Source organism: Paenibacillus sp. cl6col (assembly GCF_900102125.1).
GTDB lineage: Bacteria > Bacillota > Bacilli > Paenibacillales > Paenibacillaceae > Paenibacillus_B > Paenibacillus_B suaedae.
On sequence record NZ_FNAZ01000003.1, the window covers coordinates 568,150 to 592,392 of the forward strand.

At 48.7% G+C, this 24,243-nt stretch carries 22 protein-coding genes; 3 read left to right on the plus strand and 19 right to left on the minus strand.

The annotated features are described in order from the left end of the window. The first annotated feature begins 118 nt into the window (after positions 1-118). On the plus strand, positions 119-1,096 hold the full coding sequence (locus BLS15_RS10605) for a DUF1835 domain-containing protein (protein ID WP_021256813.1): 978 nt from the start codon (positions 119-121) through the stop codon (positions 1,094-1,096). Between the two features lie 156 nt (positions 1,097-1,252). Here BLS15_RS10605 and BLS15_RS10610 read toward each other — a convergent pair whose 3' ends face one another. Next, the gene (locus tag BLS15_RS10610) at positions 1,253-2,635 is read right to left on the minus strand and encodes a class I SAM-dependent rRNA methyltransferase (RefSeq protein WP_021256814.1); all 1,383 of its coding nucleotides are present in this window, start codon (positions 2,633-2,635) and stop codon (positions 1,253-1,255) included. Between the two features lie 105 nt (positions 2,636-2,740). Between BLS15_RS10610 and BLS15_RS10615 the strand changes: the two genes are divergently transcribed. Then, positions 2,741-3,706, plus strand: a complete 966-nt coding sequence (locus tag BLS15_RS10615; protein ID WP_090511373.1) for a Na/Pi cotransporter family protein — start codon at positions 2,741-2,743, stop codon at positions 3,704-3,706. Here BLS15_RS10615 and deoC read toward each other — a convergent pair. The 13 genes from deoC to hrcA form a co-directional block, all read right to left on the minus strand. Continuing rightward, the gene (deoC, locus tag BLS15_RS10620) at positions 3,639-4,352 is read right to left on the minus strand and encodes a deoxyribose-phosphate aldolase (protein ID WP_090511378.1); all 714 of its coding nucleotides are present in this window, start codon (positions 4,350-4,352) and stop codon (positions 3,639-3,641) included. The genes BLS15_RS10615 and deoC overlap by 68 nt on opposite strands. A gap of 33 nt (positions 4,353-4,385) precedes the next feature. Continuing rightward, the gene (locus BLS15_RS10625; RefSeq protein WP_028531296.1) at positions 4,386-4,817 is read right to left on the minus strand and encodes an NUDIX hydrolase; all 432 of its coding nucleotides are present in this window, start codon (positions 4,815-4,817) and stop codon (positions 4,386-4,388) included. Positions 4,818-5,011: 194 nt separating this feature from the next. After that, positions 5,012-6,352, minus strand: coding sequence for a tRNA (N(6)-L-threonylcarbamoyladenosine(37)-C(2))-methylthiotransferase MtaB (mtaB, locus tag BLS15_RS10630; RefSeq protein ID WP_021256818.1), 1,341 nt, complete (start codon positions 6,350-6,352; stop codon positions 5,012-5,014). Positions 6,353-6,355: 3 nt separating this feature from the next. Beyond that, positions 6,356-7,135: a 16S rRNA (uracil(1498)-N(3))-methyltransferase gene (locus BLS15_RS10635; protein ID WP_036592545.1), complete on the minus strand. Its 780-nt coding sequence runs from the start codon at positions 7,133-7,135 to the stop codon at positions 6,356-6,358. 119 nt (positions 7,136-7,254) lie between these two features. Further along, positions 7,255-7,938 carry a site-2 protease family protein gene (locus tag BLS15_RS10640; RefSeq protein WP_021256820.1) on the minus strand — a complete coding sequence of 228 codons (684 nt, stop codon included), beginning with the start codon at positions 7,936-7,938 and terminating at the stop codon, positions 7,255-7,257. A gap of 17 nt (positions 7,939-7,955) precedes the next feature. Further along, positions 7,956-8,936, minus strand: a complete 981-nt coding sequence (prmA, locus tag BLS15_RS10645) for a 50S ribosomal protein L11 methyltransferase (RefSeq protein ID WP_021256821.1) — start codon at positions 8,934-8,936, stop codon at positions 7,956-7,958. Between the two features lie 160 nt (positions 8,937-9,096). Further along, complete coding sequence (locus BLS15_RS10650; RefSeq protein ID WP_021256822.1) at positions 9,097-9,294, minus strand: hypothetical protein; 198 nt, start codon at positions 9,292-9,294, stop codon at positions 9,097-9,099. After that, positions 9,291-9,488, minus strand: a complete 198-nt coding sequence (locus BLS15_RS10655; RefSeq protein ID WP_021256823.1) for a YfhD family protein — start codon at positions 9,486-9,488, stop codon at positions 9,291-9,293. The genes BLS15_RS10650 and BLS15_RS10655 overlap by 4 nt, the downstream gene beginning before the upstream one ends. Positions 9,489-9,744: 256 nt before the next feature. Continuing rightward, positions 9,745-10,866: a molecular chaperone DnaJ gene (gene dnaJ / locus BLS15_RS10660; RefSeq protein ID WP_036592446.1), complete on the minus strand. Its 1,122-nt coding sequence runs from the start codon at positions 10,864-10,866 to the stop codon at positions 9,745-9,747. 110 nt (positions 10,867-10,976) lie between these two features. Further along, positions 10,977-12,815, minus strand: coding sequence for a molecular chaperone DnaK (dnaK, locus tag BLS15_RS10665; RefSeq protein ID WP_021256825.1), 1,839 nt, complete (start codon positions 12,813-12,815; stop codon positions 10,977-10,979). Between the two features lie 101 nt (positions 12,816-12,916). Next, a complete protein-coding gene (gene grpE, locus BLS15_RS10670; RefSeq protein ID WP_021256826.1) occupies positions 12,917-13,522 on the minus strand; it encodes a nucleotide exchange factor GrpE in 606 nt (201 codons plus the stop codon). 90 nt (positions 13,523-13,612) lie between these two features. Continuing rightward, positions 13,613-15,208 (minus strand): TCP-1/cpn60 chaperonin family protein, encoded by a 1,596-nt coding sequence (locus BLS15_RS10675; RefSeq protein WP_021256827.1) that lies wholly within the window; start codon positions 15,206-15,208, stop codon positions 13,613-13,615. Between the two features lie 26 nt (positions 15,209-15,234). Then, entirely contained in the window at positions 15,235-16,263 is a 1,029-nt protein-coding gene (hrcA, locus tag BLS15_RS10680; protein ID WP_021256828.1) for a heat-inducible transcriptional repressor HrcA, read from the minus strand. 312 nt (positions 16,264-16,575) lie between these two features. On the opposite strand from hrcA, the gene BLS15_RS10685 reads away from it, so the two are divergent. Continuing rightward, the gene (locus BLS15_RS10685) at positions 16,576-17,835 is read left to right on the plus strand and encodes a helix-turn-helix domain-containing protein (protein ID WP_021256829.1); all 1,260 of its coding nucleotides are present in this window, start codon (positions 16,576-16,578) and stop codon (positions 17,833-17,835) included. Between the two features lie 354 nt (positions 17,836-18,189). Here BLS15_RS10685 and BLS15_RS10690 read toward each other — a convergent pair whose 3' ends face one another. The 5 genes from BLS15_RS10690 to BLS15_RS10710 form a co-directional block, all read right to left on the minus strand. Then, a complete protein-coding gene (locus BLS15_RS10690) occupies positions 18,190-18,651 on the minus strand; it encodes an N-acetyltransferase (RefSeq protein ID WP_021256830.1) in 462 nt (153 codons plus the stop codon). 450 nt (positions 18,652-19,101) lie between these two features. Then, positions 19,102-20,304, minus strand: coding sequence for a radical SAM family heme chaperone HemW (gene hemW / locus BLS15_RS10695; protein ID WP_021256831.1), 1,203 nt, complete (start codon positions 20,302-20,304; stop codon positions 19,102-19,104). A 91-nt stretch (positions 20,305-20,395) separates the two neighbouring features. After that, on the minus strand, positions 20,396-22,213 hold the full coding sequence (lepA, locus tag BLS15_RS10700) for a translation elongation factor 4 (protein ID WP_021256832.1): 1,818 nt from the start codon (positions 22,211-22,213) through the stop codon (positions 20,396-20,398). A gap of 126 nt (positions 22,214-22,339) precedes the next feature. Then, positions 22,340-22,813, minus strand: coding sequence for a DUF3679 domain-containing protein (locus BLS15_RS10705; protein ID WP_021256833.1), 474 nt, complete (start codon positions 22,811-22,813; stop codon positions 22,340-22,342). An 18-nt stretch (positions 22,814-22,831) separates the two neighbouring features. Continuing rightward, the gene (locus BLS15_RS10710) at positions 22,832-24,181 is read right to left on the minus strand and encodes a stage II sporulation protein P (protein WP_021256834.1); all 1,350 of its coding nucleotides are present in this window, start codon (positions 24,179-24,181) and stop codon (positions 22,832-22,834) included. Between the last annotated feature and the right edge of the window lie 62 nt (positions 24,182-24,243).

Here is a 24,243-nt window from a genome sequence, read left to right on the forward strand (position 1 = left end):
AACGATGCCGATATTCGCCATCTGCTTCTTGTGAGTTGCAGTGCATCATGTAACTTCGTAATCGAAGGCGAGGCTCATGTTCAACCTACCCTCTATTCGAATAAGGAGGCTGATTGTCATGATACATATTGTCAATGGAAATTGTACTGCCATACAGCTAACCAAAGTCGCCGAACAGCTGTGGAATGAGCAGGTATGGGTATATTCAGAGCTGCTGACCGAAGGCCCCGTATACGCTAGGCTTGAGCAGTATCTGGCTTATCGAGCGCTGCAATTGGAGCGAATGTGCGGGCTGCCTTCCACTGTTTTTTTGCAAAGAGGAAATGAACAGGAACGCACGTGGAAATCAGATATTTTGCCTGCTCAAGAGATTGCATTATGGTTCGAACACGATCTGTTCGACATTACCATGCTGCTCCGCTTAGTAGATCGCCTGACACAAGAGAATGCGCATGCCAAGCTATATTGGATCGACATCGCCTCCATTGCTGAACATGATCGCTATCTCGGATTTGGGGCGCTGACGGGAGAGCAGTTGGCCCCTTATCGAGATGCCGCCATACGGTTATCCGCTGAGCACATCGAATGGATGCGTTCTGCTTGGATTGCGTATACAAGTCCAAACCCACTGAAAATTGCACAATGGGCTCAGGAATCAAGCAGTATCCCTGCTCCATTTTGCGCTATTACGGAAGCGCTTCAATTCCACCTCTCCCGTTACCCCTCAACACAGGATGGAATCGGGATTGTAGAGCGATCCACGCTAGGCGCAGTTCAAGATGGAGCTGTTACATTTCAGAAGTGCTTCGAGATTGTTCGCAATCAACTGCCGCAATATGGACTTGGGGATATGCAATTCTGGGGGTACCTGCGCCGAATGACCTGCGGAGACGCTCCTCTGCTCGGGCTATCTCCCTCCTCATCCTCCTTGCCGGAACCTTTCAAGTCTCCATTAGCCGATGCTGGTCACCTCCTCTTAACCAAAAGCGGCCAGCAGGTACTGGATGGCACTCTCAACTGGGCTCAGTCTGGTGGATATGGACGCTGGCTTGGCGGCGCATTTATTACCCGTTCGACAACTGGAATAAGAGCATAGAGTGAGGAAACCGAAGAAATTCAAATATATGCTAACTGCTGACTTTATCCCATATATACAGCAAGCGCCATTCATTGCAGACGATCCCAAACCTGTCTGCAATGAATGGCGCTTTTCTTGTTTATTCTTCCTTATCCTATCGCTACTTTAGGAAGATTACTTCGAGCGAACCTCGAAGATGGCGAACTTCAAATAATGGCCTTCATCCACTCCCGCAATTTGCGGGTGATCCTTGCCGGCAGGACGCCATTCGACAAGGCGCAGCACCTTGCCTGCATCCTGGGCTGCATCCAATATCGACTGCATGAACATGTCCGGACGCATATGATAGGAGCAGCTTGCTGTCACAAGATAGCCACCTTCATTGACCAGCTTCATACCATGCAAATTGATGTCCTTGTAGCCCCGATACGCGCCTTCGACAGCACCTCGCGTCTTCGCGAAGGCCGGAGGATCCAACACGACGACATCCCACGTACGTCCGCCTCCAGCAGTCATCGGTTTCGAAGTATCCACCTTCTTCGCACTAGATTCTCCGCTTGCCCGCTGCGTGCGCTCCTCCAAGCCATGAACCTGCTCACGCAAATAAGCGAAGGCATCCGCAACGACAAACTCGACACGGTCTGTAAAGCCGTTTAGTTCGACATTGCGCTTTGCACTCTCGATCGCATGCTCGGAAATATCGAGACAAGTGACCTTCTTGGCTCCATATTTACAAGCATTCAACGTGAAACTTCCTGTGTGAGAGAAGCATTCCAACACCGTCGCACCATCCCACCATGGGAATGTAACCGGCTTTCCCTTCGCATTGAGTGGCAAGCTCTGCACGGTTCCATCCTCGGCCTCTACTTCGCCCATGTGGATGCCGCTGCGAGCTCCCCAGCCTGTCATAAGCGGCGCAATGGAAGCGCGGTTCTCACGCTGGTCGAAGAAGTAGCCTGTCTTCTGTCCTTCTACGATATCAACTTCTATGATAAGCCCGTTCTCCTCTACTTGGACATGGCGCGGACAATCTCCATACAGCACGCCTGTCTTCAGTTCAAGACCCTCACGCTCACGAATTGGCACATCGCTGCGCTCATAGATGCCGCGCGGCTGCATGACATCGACTAGGGCTGCCACCAACGCTTCCCGATGGACATCCATGCCCAGCGTCACAATCTGCACAACGAGAACATCGCCAAAGCGATCCACGATAAGTCCTGGCAGAAAGTCTGCTTCGCCGTATACGAGGCGATAAGCCTTGGCTCCAGGCAGGAAGCGCTGACGATGTGCAACACAACGTTCGATTCGCTCTTTGAAGAAGGCCTCATCCATTGCTTCAATCGGCTCATAGGATACGATGCGCACCGTAATTTGCGAGGCAGGATTATAATAGCCTGTTGCAATGTATTTCCCCTGAGCGTTCTGGACATCGACAAGCATCCCCGGCTGAGGATTTCCTTCGACTGTTTCAATCTCTGATTGATATACCCAAGGATGGGAGCGTTCAATTCTCTTTTTCCGCGAACGGATTAATTTCACATAAGGCCTATTCAATTACAGTTCTCCTCTCAGCTCCAATGGCATGTCATGGTTGTCCACTCGCAAGCATAGAATGGAATAGCTTATTGCGGCGAATTATGGATGACAAAGGAGCCCTTCATGTTTAAAGAAATTTGGTTCCCGCTCCTTAGCGGATTGGCACTGTTTCTATTCGGAATGAAAACGATGGAGCTTGCCCTGCATGCTTGGGCTGGCCCCTACCTGCAGCGGTTTCTACACCGTTCTACCCGCACCCCTATACATGGAATGCTGTTCAGCACAGGCATGACAGCCGTACTGCAGAGCAGCACGGCCATCACGGTCATTACGATAGGTCTGGTCAATGCCGGTATTATGAACTTCTCCCGCACGCTCGGCATCATTCTTGGCACCAATATCGGCACTTGTCTGACAACCGAGTTGATTAGTCTAAATATAAGCCAATTCGCCAAGCCCCTCCTCTTCCTGTCCTTAGCCGGATGGTTCATTGGGGCATTGGCCGACGAATATCAGCCTAAGCTGCTGCATCGCATCGCCTCTTGGTGGCCGCCGCTCCAATTCGGCTCCCTTGCCGCGGCAGGCTTCGCCTTCATTATGCTCGGCATTGAATGGATGAAGCAGATTAGTGAGCCGCTGCAGCAGCGCGGACTATTCACTTGGTTCTTGGAACGATCAAGCGACAGTCTGCTCTGGGCGCTGGCAGCGGGCGTCGTCATAACAGCACTCGTGCACAGCAGTGCAGCTATTATTGCAATGGCCATGGGATTATCAGCTACCGGGGCATTACCCGTTGAAGTTGGCATTGCGATCGCAATTGGATCTAATGTTGGCACCTGCTTCACAGCCGTAATTGCTTCACTTGGCGGGACAAGAAGCGGACAGTTCGTCGCCTGGACCCATGTCGTGCTGAACATTGGCGGCGCTGTCCTATTCTATCCTTTTATCAGCCAGATCGGACAGCTTAGCGCCGTATTTGGCTCCGACGCCGCCGGTCAGATTGCACACGCCCAGACCATTTTTAATATTGCAAGTTCCCTCCTGGCCCTGCCTTTGTGTTACCTGCCGGTTTGGAACCGGATCCGTTAACAATTGCAATACCGAAACTCGTGCCGATGCGCGTTGCTCCCGCTTGAATCATTGCGAGCGCTGCGGCGGTATCCCGAATGCCGCCGGAAGCCTTAACGCCCATATGCACAGGTACATGTGCCCGCAGCAGACGAATATCTTCCAGCGTTGCCCCGCCCTTGCCGAAGCCGGTCGACGTTTTGACAAAGTGGGCACCTGCCGCTTCCGATGCTTTGCATGCCGCAATCTTATGCTCTGTATGGAGAATGCCTGTCTCCAAGGTGACCTTGACGATCACGCTTCCCTCAACCATCCGGACAACCTGGGCGATGTCCTGTTCAACAGCCTTCACATCTCCGCTTAACAGGCTTCCAATCTGCAGAACCATATCGATCTCAGCAGCCCCATCCTCTACCGCCCGGGCCGCTTCAAATGCCTTGGCTTGACTGGAACTAGCTCCCAATGGAAAGCCGCATACCGCCGTCACATTCACACCGGTTCCATTCAGTAGATCGCGACAAGCGGGTACCCAAGATCCGTTCACGCACACACTGTAGAAGTGATATCGGCTCGCCTCCGCACACAGCTTCTCAATATCGCGCGCTGTCGCCTCCGGCTTTAACAGGGTATGATCGATATATGGTGCCAATTGAAGCTGATCCGTCATGCAAACTCTCTCCTTCCTGCAATGTGCAGAGAATTAAAGATTTACGGATATGGACAATTCTTCAAATGCCTTTTGCAGGATGTGGTCGTTGTTATCATATCCGAACTCACGCTGCTTCTCCCACGCTTCTTGTGGACTGTACCACTCTACGCTGCGAATTTCCTCAATTTGCGCATGAAGCTTGCCTTCCTCTGCCTCAACGAGGAAATAATGCACCTCTTTATCAATTGTACCCGCTTGTGGTTGTACATATTGATAATAAATGGTATCGAGTTTGGTATCGATTCGTCCATGAATCCCGGTCTCTTCCCATATTTCACGCAACGCCGTCTGTTCAATCGTCTCTCCGGCCTCCATCTTGCCCTTGGCCAGCGAGATCTTGCCATACCGATCTTGGATCAGTTGGATCTCAATTCCTTCCCCTCTTCTGCGGTAAACGACTCCTCCTGCGGATACTTCCTTCATCTTGCGCACCTCCATCTATGTTCGTTACTCCTATGTATATATCCTAACCGAAAAGAAAGAGGATTTCATCCATTCAGCCATTGCTGAGCGGAGAATCCTCCTCGATTCTTTATTCAGTAGTTTCGGTTGTTTCGTTCTCTAGCTTATTGCATTTTTCTCTATTTCCAATAGCCTATCCTGGTTAGACAAGGCGATTAGGAAGCAACATTTGGCTCCTGGCCAATAACGCGTGTAAGAATACCTTGATTCTCATTCACGCCCGCTTCTGTAATTTTCACACGGCATAATTGGCCAATCAAGGACTCATCTCCTTCGAAGATTACTTGAAGGTAATTGTCCGAGTAGCCCATCAGCATGCCAGCACCTTCATCGCCCTTCGTGTTCCGTTCTGGAATCACATCGACAACTTCTCCAACGAACTTCTGTGCATATTCCAGCTGCATTTGTTCAGACAGATCAATCAGCTCATGAACGCGAGCATGCTTCACTTCTTCATCCACTTGATCCTCCATGCGCGCAGCCGGAGTACCTGTACGCTTCGAATACGGGAATACATGCATTTCAGAGAAGCCCACTTGCTTCATAAATTCATAGCCTTGACGGAAATGCTCATCCGTCTCACCTGGGAAGCCTACAATGACGTCTGTCGTAATCGCCACATTCGGCATTGCCTCGCGAATACGAGCAATCTTCTCCGCGAATTCTTGCGTCGTATATTTGCGGCGCATCCGCTTCAATACTTCGTCATTGCCCGCTTGAAGCGGAATATGCAGATGACGGCACATTTTCGAGGACTTGTTCAGTACTTCGATCATGCGATCATCAATTTGGCTGGCTTCAATGGAACTGATACGAATACGCTCAAGCCCCTCTACCTTGTCCAAATCCCACAGCAGATCGGTCAAGTCATAGTTCTCCATATCGTCGCCGTATCCACCGGTATGAATCCCTGTGAGCACAATCTCCTTGTAGCCTGCCGCTACGAGCTGGCGAGCCTGATTCAACACACTCTCCGCTTCACGGCTGCGGGATAGACCACGCGACCAAGGAATAATACAGAATGTACAGAAGTTGTTGCAGCCTTCTTGAATCTTCAAGAACGCACGCGTCCGCTCTGCGAAATCAGGCACGTCCAACTCCTCGAATGCACGTGTCTTCATAATGTTGCGTACCGCATTAATAGGCTGGCGCTGTTCATGCAGCTCACGAATGTAATCCATCAACTTCTCACGATCCTGTGTGCCGATAACGAGATCAACGCCAGGAATGTCAAGAATCTCCGCAGGCGATGTCTGCGCATAGCATCCTGTTACCGCAATAATTGCGTCAGGATTGCGGCGCACAGCGCGACGAATGATTTGACGGCTCTTCTTGTCGCCTGTATTGGTTACAGTACACGTATTAATCAGGTATACATCTGCCGTCTGCTCAAAGTCGACCTGCTCATAGCCTTCATTTTTGAACAATTGCCAGATCGCTTCTGTATCGTAAAAATTGACTTTGCAGCCCAATGTGTAAAATGCTACTGATGGCATCGTTCACATTCCCCCCATTTCTCCGAATTGATACATGATGCAGGCACATGCAGCCATTCCTGCCGTTTCTGCTCGCAATATGCGGCGGCCTAAGCTGACACATCGTGCTCCAGCTTCCACAGCGGAATGAATTTCCTGCGCAGCAAATCCACCCTCAGGCCCGATGACAACCATCATTCGAGCTTGCTTCGCCATACTTCCCTGCATGTCGCCCTGTGTAGGTGCGAACGCTTCTAATACGTCGCGCAGCATCGTCCCTCGCTCATCCTCATAGCAGATAAGAACAAGGTCATAGGATGCGAACTGAGCCGTCAAGGCCTTCCAGTTCATTGATGTTGCGATCGTCGGGACAACATTCCGATGAGACTGCTCAGCTGCTTCCTTCGCAATCTTGCCCCAACGCTCCAAGCGCTTCGCTTCCTTCTTGCTGTCATATTGAACAACTGTCCGTTCTGAGATGAACGGCATGAAATGCACGGCACCAATCTCCGTGCATTTCTGAATGATAAGCTCCATTTTATCGCCTTTCGGCAAGCTTTGCGCAATGGTTACTTGTACGGTCGGCTCACGGTCGAAGTCCCGCATCTCGACAATTCGAGCTTCTACCCCATCCGCACCACACTGCTCAATCACGACGACCGCCTCACGCTTCTCCCCATCGCTGACCAATATCTCAGCTCCAGGCTTGAGGCGCATTACGTTCATAATATGGTGGGCATCATTGCCCGTAATTTGTATGCTTTGATCTCCGAACTGCGCGGAGGGCACAAAATATTTCTGCATCGTAATCAACATTCCTCATCATACACGTTTTAAGCGGCATTCGCCAGCATTGTCAACATTTTTCACTCGTATTCTGGTTACTCCTTAGACAGCGTGGACAGCTTGCTGCGCGGGCATTCTTAACTGCCTACGATGAACATAGCTGCTCGGGACATCTCCCTCATGATCGGCTGGATCAAGCTGAACAAAGGCCCTAGCGTCTTATCCCGCAACACAGGGATGAACACGATAATCAAGAAGATAAAGATCGACCATTGTTCAATCTGCTGCAGCCGGGAACGTACATGAGCCGGCGCCAAATCTTCCACTATGCGATAGCCGTCAAGCGGCGGCAGTGGAATTAAGTTGAACAAGAACAGCAGGACATTGTTCGAGATCAAGAAAGACAAGAAATAAAATAATGCCAAGTGGATCCGATTCCCAGATCCCACATCGACAAACCCCAATTTAAATCCAAGATGAAGCACCAATGTACCAATGAACGCTAATAGCAAGTTGCTGAGCGGTCCGACTGCGGATACAACAATCCCCATTGCACGCGGCTTTTTGAAGTTGTCCCGATTGACTGGAACAGGCCTTGCCCATCCGAAGCCAGCGATGACGAACAACAGCATACCAAGGAAATCAATATGCTTCGTCGGGTTCAAACTGACGCGGCCGAGCATCTTCGCTGTCGGATCACCAAATTTCCATGCGGAGTAAGCATGTGCAAATTCGTGAACAGTGAACGAAATCAACAGTGACAGTACGAGAAAGGGCAGCAACTCCAGCTTGACTACCAGCAGGCTATTTAGAAAATCCATAAATTGTCCCCTCTCCTCTATTCAAACGGCTTGCGCGCAACGAATGCAATCCAGTCTTCTTCCCGGTGCTTCGCTTCAACAATGAAGCCTTTCGCGAGCAAATCCTGCTCCACGACGTCTTCTTTATTTTTGTAAATGCCTGATGCGATGTAAACTCCGCCTGGCTGCAATGCTTCGTAGACATCCGAGACGAACAGCAGAATGATCTCCGCCAAAATATTGGCTACTACGATCTGAACCGGAAGCTGCACGCCAAGCTCCTGCTCCTCATCGGTACCGCTCGTTTTGATAATACTAAGCAGGTCGCCTTCTCGCACTGTTATTTCATCGGCTAGACCGTTCAAGCTGGTATTTTCCTTCGCGCTTAATACCGCAACCGGATCCAGATCAATCGCAAGCACATGCTTGGCGCCAAGCTTGCAGGCTCCAATTGCCAATATACCTGAGCCTGTCCCAACATCAATGACATCTTCTCCGCCTTGAACGACACTTTCCAAGGTACGCAAGCAGAGCGAGGTCGTCGGATGTGTTCCCGTACCGAATGCCATCCCTGGATCCAGCTCAATAATCTGCTCACCTTCTTGCGCCGTATAGGACTCCCATGTCGGCTTAATTGTCAATCGCTCTGTAACACGCGCTGGCTTGAAATACTGCTTCCATGCATTTGCCCAGTCATCCTCATGAACGGTCTTCCACGAAATTAGAGCTTCACCCGGATCGATCTGATAGCTTCTGAGTTCTTCAATACGCTCACGAATGACTGCTTCTACTTCCTTCAAATCCGTTCCATCTGCAAAATATCCTTGTACGACTGCTTGTCCCTCAGGGATATCGTTCAGTGGAGATTGATACAATTCCCCATACGTAGTATCGCGCTGCTTGTTAAGCGTCCCCGATTCTTCAATCGTCACGCCCCCAGCGCCAGCCTCATGCAAAAAGTTCGATATCATTTCAATTGCTTCTTCGGTTGTATGTATCGTTAATTCATGCCAATGCACGATCGTACATCCTCCTATACATCTTAAAATAGCTACACATTCTATTTATTGTACACAAAAACAAAACTCCATACAACGAGCGTTCACTAAGGAGCGCTATCGCTGTGGAGTTTTGCCTCTTTATGTTGATTCATTCAACGCATTATTCAGTTGTCGGCGCTCACTTGGAGGCTTCGCCTAAATGGTCGCGGATGAGCGCATAGGCCCGATCCAGCACGTCCTCTTCAACATCCGCGCTGACCATGTAATAGTCGTCGCCTGCCGTAATACGTATGTCTTGCCCTCTTAATGCCTCCAGCTTGCGCTCACATACATCTGCAGCCGAAGCATGCTCAAAAGTAGCTGTTATGCGTGTCACGACTGTTCCGCACGCTCATCGGCCTGATTCGCACGCTCCAATGCCTTCAAGTCATCGCGATCCGCCTCTTCATATGAAAATTCCACATCCTCAAACTTGCCGTCCGCTGGGACAACCTGTTGATTAACGTCCGCATCTGCCTGCTCGCTGTAAGCGCTTGAGGGGCGGTTATGCGTATCATGGAAATTGTTCATGGTGCGCCTCCTTCGGGTTCGTCATCAATATATCTCCTCCATAACTTGAGTCAGTTCCCATCGGATTATGCATATAGCGTAAATACAGTCGTACATAGTTCTCTAAGAAACAATAAAAAGGATCACAACATACGCATTGAAAATCTCAATACGTTCGTTGTGATCCTTCTCTATGCTCCGACCGAAATTATGAACATATACATGAATGATAAATGGTATAGACAAATCGGCCAATCGCAGTTGTATGAAATTATTGTTAATCTCCGCGGAAAGCACGCTTCATCCGATCAAAGAACGATTCTTCATTCCCGCCGTAGTTCGGATGTTCGCCACTCTTCTCTGCGAATTGGCGAAGCAGCTCCTTCTGCTCGTCAGACAGCTTCGTCGGTGTCACGATAACAACCTTCACATGCTGATCGCCTTGACCGGAACCGCGCAGGCGAGGAACCCCTTTGTTACGCAGGCGGAAGAACGTGCCCGTCTGTGTACCAGCCGGTATTTTCAGCTTCACCTTCTCCGTCAGCGTCGGAATTTCAATTTCGTCGCCAAGCGCTGCTTGCGCAAACGTAAGCGGAATCTCGCAATAGATATCGTCCCCGTCACGCTCGAAGAACTCGTGGCGTTTCACACGGATTACGATATACAGATCCCCACTCGGCCCGCCGCGAAGTCCACTTTCCCCTTCGCCGCTCATGCGCAGCTGTGCGCCATCATCGACACCCGCAGGAATGCGGACATGAATTTTGCGCTGCTTCTTCACAGTACCTGCACCGTGACAAGTTCCACACTTTTCACGAATAATTTTGCCTCGGCCTTGACATGTCGAACATGCACGACGGTTGACCATGCGGCCAAACGGCGTATTCTGCACGACTTCTTGCTGTCCTGTTCCGTGGCAAGTCGTACATGCATCTGGCTTCGTTCCCGGCTTCGCTCCAGAACCATAGCATGTGTCGCATTGCTCGGTACGCGGGATGGTAATGTCCATCTCTTTGCCAAATACAGCTTCCTTGAATTCGATCGTCATCGTGTACTGCAAATCTCCGCCACGCTGAGGCGCGTTCGGATCCTTGCTGCGGCCACCGCCGCCGAAGAACATATCGAAGATATCGCCAAATCCGCCGAAGTCGCCTCCGCCGCCACCCATACCTTGGTTCGGATCGACATGACCGTATTGGTCATACATTGCCCGTTTTTGATTGTCACTTAGCACATCGTACGCTTCTTTGACTTCCTTGAACTTGTCTTCTGCGTCCGCGGCCTTGTTGACATCCGGGTGATATTGGCGTGCGAGCTTGCGATACGCCTTCTTAATCTCGTCGTCGCCAGAACCTTTGGCAACGCCAAGCACTTCATAATAATCTCGTTTCGCCACTATTCCACCCCCATACGCTTTCGTAGCATACCTCTATAGAAGACTATACGAATTCACTGCAAAAGGAAAGTCAAAGCCGAGTGCTCCCGGCTTTGACCTCACCATCGAAAAGCTTATTTCTTGTCTTCGTCTACGACTTCATAGTCAGCATCAACGACGTTGTCTTTCTTCGCTGCGCCTTGCTCTGGCTCTTGGCCTTGTGCTGCTTGCTGAGCTTGAGCAGCTTGCTCATACAGCTTCACAGACAACTGCTGTACGATTTGCGTCAACTCTTCTGTTGCTGCTTTGATCTCGTCAACGTTGTTGCTTTCGAGTGCTTTTTTCACTTTTTCTTTTGCTTCGTTTGCTTTATCTACTTCAGCCTGGTCAACCTTGTCGCCCAAGTCTTTAATTGTTTTCTCCGTTGTGTATACCAATTGGTCAGCGCTGTTCTTCACTTCGACCATTTCTTTGCGCTTGTTGTCTTCTTCCGCATGCATTTCTGCTTCCTTCATCATGCGGTCGATTTCCTCATCGTTCAAGCCGCTGGAGGAAGTAATTGTGATGTTTTGAGTCTTACCAGTACCTTTGTCTTGTGCAGATACTTTTACGATACCATTCGCATCGATATCGAAGCTAACTTCGATTTGTGGCACTCCGCGTGGAGCTGGTGGGATATCCGCCAGCATAAAGCGGCCAAGTGTCTTGTTGTCAGCAGCCATGGAGCGCTCACCTTGAAGCACATGGATTTCAACGCTCGTTTGGTTGTCTGCATAAGTCGAGAACACTTGCGATTTGCTTGTAGGAATCGTAGTATTGCGCTCGATCATTTTCGTGAATACGCCGCCTGCTGTTTCGATACCGAGGGACAATGGAGTTACGTCGAGCAGTACAACGTCCTTCACGTCGCCAGTCAATACGCCAGCTTGAACGGCTGCACCAAGTGCAACCACTTCATCCGGGTTAACGCCTTTGTGAGGCTCTTTGCCTGTAAGCTTCTTGATTGCTTCTTGTACCGCTGGGATACGAGTAGAACCGCCGACAAGAACGATCTTGTCGATGTCAGCAGGAGTCATGCCTGCATCCTGCATCGCTTGGCGAGTTGGGCCAAGTGTACGCTCAACCAAGTTCTCAGACAATTCTTCGAACTTCGCACGAGTCAAGTTTACTTCCAAGTGCTGAGGCACTCCATCAACAACCGTGATGAACGGCAAGCTGATTGTTGTTGTCATTACGCCAGACAATTCTTTTTTCGCTTTTTCAGCAGCATCTTTCAAGCGTTGCACAGCTGCTTTGTCTTTAGCCAAGTCAATGCCATGCTCTTTCTTGAATTCTGCAGCCAAGTAATCGATGATAACTTGGTCGAAGTCGTCGCCGCCCAATTGGTTGTCGCCGCTTGTCGCTTTAACTTCGAAGAAGCCGTCGCCGAGCTCAAGGATCGATACGTCGAATGTACCGCCGCCCAAGTCGTATACGAGGATCGTTTGATCGTTTTCTTTGTCTGCGCCGTAAGCAAGCGCTGCCGCTGTAGGCTCGTTGACGATACGAAGAACTTCAAGACCTGCGATTTTACCAGCGTCCTTCGTTGCTTGACGTTGGGAATCGTTGAAGTATGCAGGAACTGTGATTACGGCTTGAGTAACCGGTTGACCCAAATAAGCTTCTGCATCGGATTTCAATTTTTGCAAAATGATTGCGGAAAGCTCTTGCGGTGTGAAGTCTTTGCCATCAATTGATGTTTTATGGTTTGTTCCCATATGACGCTTAATGGAGATCACGGTACGATCAGGATTTGTGATCGCTTGACGCTTCGCTGTTTCACCAACAACGCGCTCTCCATCCTTCTTGAAACCTAATACGGAAGGGGTTGTGCGCGCACCTTCTGGGTTCGGGATAACGACAGCTTCGCCGCCTTCCATAACCGCAACGCAAGAGTTTGTTGTACCTAAGTCAATACCAATTACTTTACTCATGAATATATCCTCCTCTAACTAACTTCGATTCTCATTTACCATGAATTTCTTAATGTGATGTGCTCATACATTGGCCGTGTAATCCGGCTTGTACGTTCACGTTATCCGCTAACTTTGACCATTGCCGGACGCAATACTTTGTCCTTCAGCAAGTAGCCCTTCTGCAGTTCTTCAACTACAGTGCCTTCTTCAAATTCATCAGTTTCGACTGTCATTACCGCTTGATGGAATTCTGGATTGAAAGGCTGGCCGACAGCTTCCATCGGCTTCACACCTTCCTGCTCCAGCACTTGGCCCAACTGGCGGAAGATCATGTCTACCCCTTTGATGAATGATTCAGCTTCGCTCGCCGCTTGCTCAGTTGCAAGTGCGCGCTCGAAGTTGTCGAGCACAGGAAGCAGCTCAGTAACGAGCTTCGCAGAAGCATACTTCGCGAGATCTTCCTTCTCCTTCAGTGTGCGGCGGCGGAAGTTATCGAAGTCTGCCTGCGCACGCAAGAAGCGCTGCTGGTATTCCTCTGCTTCTGCTTTTGCTTTGGCAAGCTCAGCATCCTCCACTGCACCTTCGCTCGAAGAAGTATTCCCTTCGCTGGACTCCGCTGTCGCGTTATCAGCAGCAGGAATGTCTTCTGTATGATTATGGGCAGCTTGTGCCGCCTCTTCATTCATCGTTTCAGTTGCGATGTTCTCTTCTTTTTCTGGGTTCAACCCCTTCACCTCCCCTTCGTAGTTCAATACTTTTATCTATAGTTGCATATACATTGTTACCTAGTTTTAGCTCAGGCGAGCGTTCTCCAATCAGGATTGTGCTCTCATCTTAATTACCGTATGGATGCGAAGCACCGCTGCGGCTACTTCTCCTGCAGCACGCAAAGCATGCAGCTTCACGGCTGCCGGGTCATAAATGCCCGCCTGTGCATAATCGAGCAATGCTCCTGAATCGCAGTCAATGCCAATTGCATCATTGTTCGAGGCAAGCTGCGCAGCGCGCGCCTCCTCCAGCTTCTCGAGCGGATTGAATCCGGCATTGAGCACGATCTGTGCCATCGGCTTGCGCAGTGCCTGTGCGACGGCGGCGATGCCGAATGCCTCCATGCCGCGCACACTCTCGCGGTAGCGCTCCAGCCGATAGGCGAGCGCTACCTCTGTCGTGCCTCCGCCAGGAAGCACGCCGCCTTGAATGGCGGCCTGCAGCGCGGAGGCGGCATCTTGGGCGATGCGTGCTCGCTCGCCCACCACCTCGCGCGTGCTTGCGCCGACGATGAGCGTCACCTGCGGGCGCTGCGGCGCCGAAGCTGGATCCGGGACGGAGCCGGCTTCGGCGTTCCGGGCTGTGTGGCCCGGCGGTGCCGGGGCATACAGCCGTACGCGCTCCAGGCGCTCATCGTAGCGAGCGCAGGCGGTGCGCCCGAGCAGCGGCTCCAGCTCGCTGCGCTGCTTCGCAAGCGCTGTGCGCTTCAGCGGCTTGGCACCGCTTAGCCGGCAGACGCGCATAATATCCTCGCGGCTTACGCGCTGCACGACCATCATATCGTGATCCAGACAATATTGTTCCGCATCGGAATGAATGCCGCGCTCCAGCACGATAAATCCTACACCAAGCTCGTGCAGTTGTTCCAGCATATGCATGAAACGAGCCTGTTCCGCCATATACTGCTGGAAGCCAGCTTCCGTCGTCAGCAGCTGCTCATCAAGCGCCACTGGCTCCAAGCTGTCCTGCAATACGAGTACCCGGCAGTTCAATCGCTCTGGCAGCCAATCCCGCTGCAGCGGCTTCTGCTTGAGCATTACACCGTGGAACCATTCATTCTCTGCCTTCTCATGCGCGACAATACTGTCTGCATACCGATAATTCGTTTGTCCTAGCTGTTCCCAGCCTACCGCCTGTCCGGCTTCAAGCACGAGCTGCACAATATCCTTTTGCTCTCGTCCTGCTATATGTACAGCGCGATGGAGCCGATCATCACTCCATCCGCTGAGCGGCACCGCGCGATGGCGAAGTTCCTCGCATGCGGCCGCAACCCCATGCATAAGTCCTGTAACCACCTTAGCGGCTGGAACACCGCGTGTGACTTGGGCTACTCCCTCTTGTACCAATGCACCTGCAAGGACGGTAGCCGTAGTCGTGCCATCGCCAACTTCATGCTGCTGTGCACGCGCCACTTGAATGAGCAGCTTGGCAGCCGGGTGGGATACGTCCATCTTCTCTAGAATCGTAACCCCATCATTCGTAATTATGACCTCGCCGTCACCCCCAACGAGCATGACATCAAGACCCTTGGGACCTAGCGTTCCTTCTACTGCTGCGCACAAGGCACGAACAGCCCCTGCATTATTGAGAAGCGTCGCATAACGCTCATCGGTCTCCTGCACATGTCCGCTTGCTTGAGTCATGACGACGCCTCCTTTACCTTGATTGGTTATTTATTCCAGCGCTGCGGCAGCAACGCAAATTGACTCGTTAAATGATTCATCAAATTGATGACCTTCGCATACTCCATGCGTGTCGGCCCCAATACGCCTATCGTACCCAACGTCTGGCCATCTATCGTATATGTCGCCGTAATCAAGCTGCAATTGGCAATCGCCTCATGTGGATTTTCCTGCCCGATACGGACTTGGATACCGGTGGGCGCACTGCCTACGACCTTGATAAGCGTCGGTGTTTCCTCAAGCAGCTCCCAGATCGTCTTAATCTTATCAACGTCCTTGAACTCAGGCTGCGCCAACATATTGGTTGTTCCGCTCAAGAATACTTCACGATGGTTGTCATCCCCGATGAGCACACTCTCAACCAGTGTCATCAGTTCTTGCACATGAGAGACGTATCTACCCATCTCATTGCCGACCTCGGTATATAATTGAGAACGAAGCTTATATAATGGAACACCGACGAGCTTCGCGTTGAGCAAGTTCACAACCTGCTCAAGCTCCGACACCGAGATCCCCGGAGGGATCGGTACTGTCTTATTCTCAACATGCCCCGTATTGGTAACAACAATAGCTACTGCAGTATCCTCGTTCAGCGGAAGCAGCTGAAAATGGCGGAAGGAAGCTTCAAATACTTCTGGGCCGAGCGCAATCGACGTATAGTTCGTCATCTGCGACAATATCGAAGCCGTATGCTGCACGATTTCTTCCATTGCCGTTATTTTTTCCGCGAACGCGGATTTCAATCGGCCAACCTCTTCACTCGACAACTTATCCAACTGGACTAAGTTATCAACATAGTAGCGATATCCCTTTTGGGAAGGAATGCGACCTGCAGACGTATGCGGCTGCTCCAAAAAGCCGAGCTCTTCCAGATCGGCCATTTCATTGCGAATGGTCGCCGGACTAAATCCGACATCGCCGCGCTTGGAGATGCTGCGAGAACCTACCGGTTCCGCAAAACGGATGTAATCATCAATGATGGCATTCAAAATCATACGTTGTCGTTCCGTCAACATGCGCATTCCCTCCTCGTGAATGTTCTAGCTGTAGTCGTTAGCACTCATCAACGTCGAGTGCTAACCGTTAATACAAAAATACCAAACGGACGAGACCATTGTCAAGTCAGTTCGGTACTTTGGGCGTGCCTATTTTATATGTAGAGCCGTATTCAGCAGTATTATTGATCGAATGCATATTATGTTTGTTGTCAGACCACTCCATCTCTCACAGACTGACTCTAACTTAAATCTAATCATACCAATTCACATGACCTTTCCTATATGGTAAAATATAGGTGATAGTTTTGTAGTGAGAAGGGAGGTATCTATTTGAGTACAACTCTCGTTATGTCATTAGGTGAGTTGTTTAAACAAACTAGACGAGCCACTGGTATGACACAGACTGAACTATCTGAACGATCAGGTATTCAAAAAGGTACAGTATCCAAAATCGAGAATGACGAAGTAAAGAGACCTGAGTTTTCAACCGTTCAACCTTTGGCTGCTGCATTGAACATCTCTTTAGATACATTGATAGATTATTATGTAGAGATTGAAAAGAGGCCAGATTCGTTGCTGCACATTCTCCAATTCACGATACAACACCAGAGCAGCAAAGAAACGGTTTGTAAAGTGGCATCCAAGTATCTCGAATCTGCCAACGAAGATAGTTATGATTTAACTAACAAACTGTACACCATCATCAACTCTATCGAAGATTCTACTATTCAGTTGACATTATATAACCTCATCATTGGATATTCACGTTCACATGGAATCATGCCTTACATTGCTAAAGGAATGTATCAGCGCTACCTTATTGAAAGAAATGACTTCAGCAAACTGAAGGAAACCTATCACGATGGGAAATATATACTTCTCTATTCGGATTTCCTATCGCTATCAGAGCGTATTGAGCTCTATTACAAATTAGGGGTTCATGCATATAACATTAGACTATATTCAGAAAGCATCGAGCACTGTAAGGAAATTTTGACTGAGAACATCATCGAACATAAGGTAAATGCACTAGGTATCCTTAGAGATGCTTACTTTGCATTAGAGGAATACGAAGAATCGGAATTTTACGCTCTTCAATACAAACAATTTAACTACCCGTATGTTCAAGATAACATCATCCTAATGGACGCGATGTTCGCTTCACATAGAGGAGAATTTGAGAAAGCACAATTCATGCTCACTTCGTTCCTAGAAACCTGTAAAAGTGATGCAGCAATTCTAGCTATTAATCAACTGCTGCAAATACACATAAAACAAAACAATCACAAAATGGCTGAGGTACTTATTAACAATAATGAGATTAGCCCCATAAGTGAGGATAATCCTTTTGTTTATCAAAAGTATGCAGATCATCTTCATCTTCGCGGACAGTATTACCTGTCTATTGGTGATTATGCAAAATCTATTAACTCCTTGATTCAAGCAGCCTTGTATTATGCTAAAGTCGATGATACATTCAAGGAGAAAGATTGTCTTAATACTGTAATGCGTATCCACTTGGATTATGACATCCCTACGCAGGATACGTTCGAAAAGTTGAGTACATACTATAAGAAAACGGAGGAGTAAGTATGAAGTTTTTTAAGAAGCTCTATTCCCAGTCTTTTCTTTGCACTCTCGTATTTATTACATCTACTGTGGTAGTTTTGTCAGGCGGTCAGGGTGGAATTCATCCTTGGTAGATTCTTTTAGTAATCCTGACTTAATAAGGTCAGGATTACTAATTTACTATATCTATGGCTTTTTCATAAATGCTAGTCCAAATCTCCGCAGAATCAGCACTCAAGTTCAGCTGTAACCTTTTTTGGGTTATGATTTATAGAATTCTTTATTCAAAATCATTAAAAAAGCCGCCGAATAGTCAGCAGCTCCTTTTGTACCTGATATAGGGCACCAAGTGCAATCTTCTGGATCTTCACCAAGTCAGTCCAACACCTTCATCACTGCGATCTCATCACAGCAATGGAGCTTGCTGCAATGAATGCAATCCGTCCATACCTTCTCTGGGAAGATCTCTTTTTCTACAATATCAAAGCCATTTTTCTGAAAAAACTTCGATTCATAGGTTAAGGCCATAACTTTGGGGATAGCTCGCGCCTTTGCTTCTATAAGCAATTCATCCACTAGCATTGTTCCGATGCCTCTCCCTTTATAGTCAGGCGATATGCCCAATGAGCGAATTTCAACCAAGTCAGCTCCAAGCTGGCAGAGCGAGCCACAGCCAATCAGTTCTCCTTCCCATTCAGCAACGACAAAATGTTCAATCTGCTTCGCCAGCACCTCTCTGGAACGAGGAAGCATAATTCCTTGCTGTGCATAAAATTGAATAAGCTCTGCCAGTGATTCAATATCGTTCTCATCTGCCTTGCGAATCGTTGCTACCATAAGTATAGTCCCTCCAACACAATCTCTATCTATGGATGTACATCCCTGATCAACTCCAAAATATGTACGTATTAATATACATCCAACTGCATATATTATCAAGACTATTTTTACCTGCTTCTCCTTATGTGTAAACGTCGTATTAGCGACTCCTTCAAGCAACATCATGTCCATTATTCATTATGTAAAATACGTAAACAAAGAGAGGCCTGAGCAGATTCTGATGAAACCTCTACAGACATGGCTACTATTACAGGCAGGCACCGTATCGAAATCATTCCTTCTCTTTTTACAACAAATAAAAAAACGAGCAAGAGAAACAAATCCATGTTCTCAAGCTCGTTTTATCTATCATTGTATCTTCTATTACTGTACCTGCTACAATACATATACGGTTACGATGCCGTTGCCCGTTTAGAGACTAGCCATTCCTATCGTATCGTGCAACTGTTATTCCTTCGCAGTGAGTGTACCCACAAACTCTCCGAACACATTATTGCCAAACAGCAGTCCTTGCTCCGTCAAACGGTATCCGTCATCTGTAGCTTCGATTAATCCCTGTTTCAACAGTCGGCGAATCGGATCAGAGAATACTTTATCCAGCAGCGCCCCATTGAACTGCGACGCGAAGCGTGTGCTGCTCACACCCTCCAGCAAGCGAAGACCAACCATCATGAAGTCCTCCATCGCCTCACTCTCTTCAATGGTGAACGAATCGAGTCTCGGCAAGCTCTGCTTGCAGGCCTCCACATAGGGATTAACGCCTTTAATGTTCAGATGGCGCCCCCGATTCACATAACCGTGCGCACCTGCACCAATGCCATAGTAATCCTCATTGCGCCAGTAGACGGTGTTATGACGGCTCTCATAGCCAGGCTTCGCAAAATTACTGATCTCATATTGCTCATATCCAGCTGCCTTCATCCGATCCATAATGAGCATATACATATCCAGCTCATCCTCTTCGCTAGGCAGCGGAAGCTCATTGCGATGGTACATGGCATGGAACAACGTATTCTCTTCTACCTTCAGGCTGTATATCGACAAATGAGGCAAATTCAGCTCCAATGCCTTCGTCACACTATGATCGAGCATTTCGACCGTCTGATTCGGCAAGCCGAACATCAAGTCGATGGACATATTGCTGAAGCCCGCCTTATGTGCGTTCTCAATACTGCGATACACATCATCCGTATTATGGATGCGGCCAATGCCATGAAGAAGGTCGTTATTAAACGACTGAACTCCGAAGCTGATCCGGTTCACTCCTCCGTCTCGCATCGCCCGCAGCTTGTCTAAATCCGTCGTACCCGGGTTCGATTCCATACTGAACTCAATCGAGGGACTCCAGTTCGGAAATGCCTTACGAACGGACTCCAGGAAGTAAGACATTTGATCTGGCGTCAAGACCGTTGGGGTACCGCCGCCTACAAATATCGTATCAATGACGCCTGGAGGATACTGCTCCACTGTATATGCCATCTCCTGCTCCATCGCCCGCAAATAATCCATAACAGGCTGTCCTTTCAGTACGTAGGAGTTAAAATCACAGTAATGGCATTTGTTCGTACAAAATGGAATATGAATATATACCGCGCGTGGAGCACGTGCCGGTATTGATGCTTGCTTTGGTGAAGGTTGATTCGCCGGCATGGCGAGACCCTCCTTTCATGGCTGTATGACACCAGCCTATCTAATAATGATCTTTCTAAAAAAGAGGAGGCGTTCCGCCCCCTCCTCCGAATTAGTTATCGTCGATTTTCAATACGGCCATGAACGCTTCCTGCGGCACCTCAACGCTGCCGACCTGCTTCATGCGCTTCTTCCCTTCCTTCTGCTTCTCAAGAAGCTTCCGCTTACGGGAAATATCGCCGCCGTAACATTTCGCGAGTACGTTTTTACGCATTGCCTTAACCGTTTCACGCGCAATGATCTTCGTTCCGATAGATGCCTGAACCGGTACCTCGAACATTTGACGCGGAATCAGTCCACGCAGTTTCTCACAAATGAGTTTACCACGATGGTAGGCACGATCCTTGTGCACGATAACAGACAGCGCATCGACTTGCTCGTTGTTAAGCATGATGTCCATCTTCACAAGATTAGACCTGCGGTAACCGGACAATTCATAGTCGAAGGATGCATATCCTTTTGTGCTTGATTTCAATTGATCGAAGAAGTCATATACGATCTCCGACAATGGAATTTGATACGTAATCGTTACCCGAGTCGTATCCAGATACTGCATATCCACGAAATCACCGCGTTTGCCTTGGCACAGTTCCATAATCGCTCCGACGAAATCGTTAGGAACGATAATAGATGCTTTGACATAAGGCTCTTCTACAAAATCGATCTTTCCCTGCTCTGGATAATTCGACGGGTTATCGATGTCTAGAGAAGTGCCATTCGTCAACGTAACGCGATAGATAACGCTTGGTGCTGTCGTAATGAGCGGAATATTGAATTCACGCTCAATTCTCTCCTGGATAATCTCCATATGCAAAAGACCAAGGAAGCCACAGCGGAAACCAAAGCCAAGCGCTGAGGAAGTTTCCGGTTCGAATGTAAGAGACGCATCGTTCAATTGCAGCTTCTCCAACGCATCCCGCAGATCGTTATAATCCGATGTTTCGATCGGATACAAGCCGCAGAATACCATTGGATTGATCCGACGGTAACCTGGAAGCGGCTCCAGAGTCGGCTTCTTCGCATCCGTGATCGTATCACCGACACGAGTATCCCCTACATTTTTAATACCGGCTACAACAAAGCCAACATCGCCAACATTAAGTTCATCGACAATTGACATACGCGGCTTGAACGCACCAACCTCGATAACTTCAAATGTCTTATCCGTTGCCATCATTTTAATTTTGCTGCCCGCGCGAATTGCACCGTCGATAACGCGAACGTACACGATTACGCCTTTATACGGGTCATAATGGGAGTCGAAGATAAGCGCCTTAAGCGGCTCTTCTGGATCCCCTGTTGGAGCAGGCACCTTCTGCACCACTTGCTCCAAAATTTCCTTAATTCCGATACCTGCTTTGGCAGAAGCATGAACCGCCTCAGAGCAATCCAGACCGATAACTTCTTCGATCTCCTGCTTCACACGGTCAGGCTCCGCACTTGGAAGGTCAATCTTATTAATAACCGGGATGATCTCCAAATCATTATCTAGCGCCAAATATACGTTCGCCAGCGTCTGAGCCTCAATCCCTTGCGCAGCGTCTACAACGAGCAAGGCGCCTTCACAAGCAGCCAAGCTGCGGGATACTTCGTACGTGAAGTCGACGTGTCCCGGTGTATCAATCAGGTTCAGGATATACTCTTCACCGTCATCTGCTGTGTAGTTCAAACGCACAGCCTGCAATTTAATGGTTATCCCACGCTCACGCTCCAGATCCATCTGATCGAGTACTTGAGCTTGCATTTCACGGGACGTTAACGCCCCGGTATATTCTAATATCCGGTCGGCGAGTGTTGATTTACCATGGTCAATATGTGCTATGATGCAAAAATTCCGAATTTTCTTTTGTCGTGACAGCAATTCCGTCATTCGATTTCAATACCCCCACCACTATGCCAAGATTCAATTTATTTATTATACCGGAATGACCCTCTAACAGCAATGGGGGCATGCAATCCTCTCATCCTGGTAACCTTTAAGGCACACACATGTCGCTTAGAATAGTCCATTGAACAAGCCAACAACCGCTTGAATACCAGCTTGCGATGCACGCTGCAGCATACCCGCCGTCTTGTCCGCCAATTGATTCACAGTAGCATCTTTTACCGGAGGAAGAGGCGCTACATTCGTATTGTTGATATCATTTTCATGATTATTCGCCGTATTACGCTCGGTATCTACTGATGTATTACGATACTTTTCTATAGGAGTGGACTCGTTAACTGTCAAACGAGAGTTGTCTTGAGCGGCAGCGTCTTCGTTCATCTGACGGTTATCCGTCGGCAGATTGTCTCGATTCGAATTAGCCCTGGAATATCGTTCAATCGACTCTGGGGCGCTTGTTATGCGAGATGGATCGATCGGGCCATATATGCGCTCAATCCCCGAAGTAGTGATTTCCATGCCGATAAATACACCAAGCGTTAGCAATACCACGATGCCGATCAGTTGTCTCATAAACCGTGTCATGCAAGCGCCCCCCTTGGGTTATCCCTTCGTCCCCACAGATTTCGACTGCGTTTTACCCATCACTGTTTTGCCGACATCTTTCCCGTTCGTTGGATTTGGAATTGGCTTATTGACTGGTTTGGCATCCTTTTTCTTCTGGACAATGTCTGCGATATAATCAGCTAATATGTCAGCAGTACGGTATAATTCCTCCATTGTGTTATCCACACCGCCAACTTCAATAACGACACTATTTGGTGAAAGCGATTGATTATACTCTCCATTGCCTTGTAATGCAGTCTTGCCGAATATTCCCCGGGAAATCCCTGGGTAGTTCTTCTCGAGACGTTCATGGATCTCATTTGCAAACTGCTCATTCTTCTTCCAATTTGGATTTAAGTGTCCGATTATAAAATAAACCCTTGCATAATCCTTCCCATTAACTGTTACAGTGGATTCCTTGCGTCTATTCGAATCCCGATGAATGTCGAAGAAAAATTGCAGTTCCTGATTCGCGCTCATTGCCTGCTTCACCGTCTGCTTCGAATACTTATAGGACATGTTCCAGTTGTAGCCCTCTACACTGGAAGAATAGTCTTTGTTGGAATGGGAAGCTCCAATTCCTCTCTTCTCCAGTTGCTCCTGCAGACGCTTGCCAACAAGCGTAATATTCTTCTTGGGATCATTCGGATTGCTGCTTTCTTTTTTTAATAAAGGATTGAAGGATTCACGGTTATGAGAATGATAGATGAACACAACCTTGCGTAATTTCGAGTCTCCTTCTGTTTGCGTGGGAGAATCCCCTTTATCTGTTCCTGGTTTTGTTGGTGGATCTGTGGACTTAGGCGGTTCTTCTGTCCCATTATCGTTCTCTTCTATAACTTCACCATGCGTCACATCTTGTGGAGGCTCTCCGCCATGCTCACCCTGTGCATTCCCACCTTTGTCTAAGGACGTTGGATAATCCTGCGGTTCGATGCCTGTCTGATTGCCAATACTTAGACGAAGTGGAATTGCGGCATCTCTATTAATCCCTGGCACTTCACCAGCTAGCAGCGTTTTTGGGTCAAGCGGATTCACGTTCGTTGCAAGTCTTACAAGGAACTGAGCCACTTGATTGCGTGTGAGTGTGGCCTCCCCCTCCCCTTGTGGAAGACTCGGCATCTCCAAGGCCATCATGTCTACGAAGAATCGTGTCGAGAGCTGTGCTGCAACACCCTTCATGGAAGACAATGGAGAGGAATTCAGCTTATTCTCCGCCATTCCTCCTAGACCTAATACGATAAAAAACATGGCCGTTCCGATAGACAACAATGCAAACGTCCGCCCCATGACAAGCGCCTGCAGCCATTTCCGCTTCCACTTTCCTACATTAAATGTCCGAAACATGTGCTGTCCTCCTTCATCCGTATTCCCTCTCAGCTCAGCTAAGGATGATTCATCTAAGAGAG